Here is a 3,322-nt window from a genome sequence, read left to right on the forward strand (position 1 = left end):
TAAATAACTTCATTAATTGGAGTTTGGTTTCTATTTTTTATAAATACAGCCGTATTTAGAGTTTTCTAGAAAAGTTTAAAACAACAAAAAACCCTTATCAACTAAATGATAAGGGTTTCTAAAGAAAGGCGACGACATACTCTCCCACATTACTGCAGTACCATCTGCGCAATCGGGCTTAACTTCTCTGTTCGGAATGGGAAGAGGTGAGCCCCGACGCAATAACCACCTTAAGCTGGTTTGCAAGGGTATCCCGATGTATCGGGACAACGTTACAGAATATCTTAACATACTGAGATAAATAAATTTAATATTTTCGAAAGAAAGTTTCTTCCCCCGATTGCTCGGGGGAAAAGTGTACATAAGCTTATGGGTTATTAGTACTACTCGACTATGACATTACTGTCTTTACATCTATAGCCTATCAACGTGGTCATCTTCCACGACCCTTAAAAGAAATCTCATCTTATGGTGGGTTTCGCGCTTATATGCTTTCAGCGCTTATCCCTTCCAAACGTAGCTACTCTGCAGTGCTCCTGGCGGAACAACAGATACACCAGCGGTTTGTCCAATTCGGTCCTCTCGTACTAGAATCAGATCCATTCAAATTTCTAACGCCCACAGTAGATAGAGACCGAACTGTCTCACGACGTTCTGAACCCAGCTCGCGTGCCACTTTAATGGGCGAACAGCCCAACCCTTGGGACCTTCTCCAGCCCCAGGATGTGACGAGCCGACATCGAGGTGCCAAACCCCCCCGTCGATATGAGCTCTTGGGGGAGATCAGCCTGTTATCCCCGGCGTACCTTTTATCCTTTGAGCGATGGCCCTTCCATGCGGAACCACCGGATCACTATGCTCTACTTTCGTACCTGATCGACCTGTATGTCTCTCAGTCAAGCTCCCTTATACCATTGCACTCTACGCACGGTTACCAAGCGTGCTGAGGGAACCTTTAGAAGCCTCCGTTACTCTTTTGGAGGCGACCACCCCAGTCAAACTACCCACCAAACAATGTCCCCCGCAAAACGGGGTTAGGCCCTAGACAAGCAAAGGGTGGTATTTCAACAATGACTCCACAACGCCTAGCGACGCCACTTCAAAGTCTCCCACCTATCCTACACATCACGTGTCCAAGGTCAATATTAAGCTATAGTAAAGGTGCACAGGGTCTTTTCGTCCCACTGCGGGTAAGCGGCATCTTCACCGCTACTACAATTTCACCGAGCTCATGGCTGAGACAGTGTCCAGATCGTTACACCATTCGTGCAGGTCGGAACTTACCCGACAAGGAATTTCGCTACCTTAGGACCGTTATAGTTACGGCCGCCGTTTACTTGGGCTTCATTTCAATGCTTCTCCGAAGATAACATCTCCACTTAACCTTCAAGCACCGGGCAGGTGTCAGGCCCTATACTTCATCTTACGATTTTGCAGAGCCCTGTGTTTTTGATAAACAGTCGCCTGGACCTTTTCACTGCGGCCAGCATTGCTGCTGGCGACCTTTCTCCCGAAGTTACAGGTCTATTTTGCCTAATTCCTTAGCCATGAATCTCTCGAGCACCTTAGAATTCTCATCTCGACTACCTGTGTCGGTTTGCGGTACGGGTACTTATAATCTAAGTTTAGAAGTTTTTCTTGGAAGCCCTTAGGCACACTATCTCTTTGTCCGAAGACTCCGAGTACTATCGTATTTCCCCAAAAACCGTGGATTTGCCTGCGGTTCTTATAGGTAGGTACTTCAACGAACTATTCCGTCAGTTCGCGGTGCTTTCATCACTCCGTCACTCCATCACAATTATAAGTAGTACGGGAATATTAACCCGTTGTCCATCGACTGTCCCTTTCGGGTTCGCCTTAGGCCCCGACTAACCCACAGCTGATTAGCATAGCTGTGGAAACCTTAGTCTTTCGGTGTGCGGGTTTCTCGCCCGCATTATCGTTACTTATGCCTACATTTTCTTTTCTAACCGGTCCAGCATAATTCACATTACACCTTCAGCCCTGTTAGAATGCTCCCCTACCACTTACAGTAAACTGTAAATCCATAGCTTCGGTACTATACTTATGCCCGATTATTATCCATGCTCGTCCGCTCGACTAGTGAGCTGTTACGCACTCTTTAAATGAATGGCTGCTTCCAAGCCAACATCCTAGCTGTCTGGGCAGACAAACCTCGTTATTTCAACTTAGTATAGATTTTGGGACCTTAGCTGATGGTCTGGGTTCTTTCCCTCTCGGACATGGACCTTAGCACCCATGCCCTCACTGCTGGTAAACATTATATAGCATTCGGAGTTTGTCAGGAATTGGTAGGCGGTGAAGCCCCCGCATCCAATCAGTAGCTCTACCTCTATATAACTTTTAACCAACGCTGCACCTAAATGCATTTCGGGGAGTACGAGCTATTTCCGAGTTTGATTGGCCTTTCACCCCTACCCACAAGTCATCCCAAGACTTTTCAACGTCAACGGGTTCGGACCTCCACTTTGGGTTAACAAAGCTTCATCCTGCTCATGGGTAGATCACACGGTTTCGCGTCTAACACTACTGACTAAAGCGCCCTATTCAGACTCGCTTTCGCTACGGATCCGTGGCTTAACCACTTAACCTTGCCAGCAACGTTAACTCGTAGGCTCATTATGCAAAAGGCACGCCGTCACCCCTAAAGGCTCCGACCGCTTGTAAGCGTATGGTTTCAGGATCTATTTCACTCCGTTATTCACGGTTCTTTTCACCTTTCCCTCACGGTACTGGTTCACTATCGGTCTCTCAGGAGTATTTAGCCTTAGCGGATGGTCCCGCTAGATTCACACAGGGTTTCACGTGCCCCGCGCTACTCAGGATACCACTATCAATATGTTCTCTTACTTATACAGGGCTATCACCTTCTTTGGCTTACCTTTCCAGGTAATTCTAATTCAATCCCCATCAAATGTCGTGGTCCTACAACCCCAATATTGCCGTAACAACATTGGTTTGGGCTAATCCGCGTTCGCTCGCCACTACTTACGGAATCACTTTTGTTTTCTTCTCCTCCGCCTACTTAGATGTTTCAGTTCAGCGGGTTTGCTTCCTTATCAGGATGACATGTCTTCAACATGCCGGGTTGCCCCATTCAGGTATCTACGGATCAATTGGTATGTGCCCATCCCCGTAGCTTATCGCAGCTTATCACGCCTTTCATCGCCTCTGAGAGCCTAGGCATTCCCCATACGCCCTTATTTTGCTTATTGTACTTTTGTATTATCGTAATAAATTACGACTCTACGGTATTCTTTCTACTTTTTAAATATTTTTATCTCAATATGTCAATGAACTT

General features: G+C 46.5%; 2 rRNA genes. Both read right to left on the minus strand.

Annotation, left to right across the window (positions count from 1 at the left end):
* Nucleotides 1-123 precede the first annotated feature (123 nt).
* Nucleotides 124-233: ribosomal RNA gene (gene rrf, locus G507_RS0109530) — 5S ribosomal RNA — on the minus strand.
* A gap of 124 nt (nucleotides 234-357) precedes the next feature.
* Nucleotides 358-3,236: ribosomal RNA gene (locus G507_RS0109535) — 23S ribosomal RNA — on the minus strand.
* Nucleotides 3,237-3,322 lie beyond the last annotated feature (86 nt).

The sequence above is a fragment of the Flavobacterium gelidilacus DSM 15343 genome (genome assembly GCF_000422685.1).
GTDB classification, from domain to species: Bacteria; Bacteroidota; Bacteroidia; order Flavobacteriales; family Flavobacteriaceae; genus Flavobacterium; species Flavobacterium gelidilacus.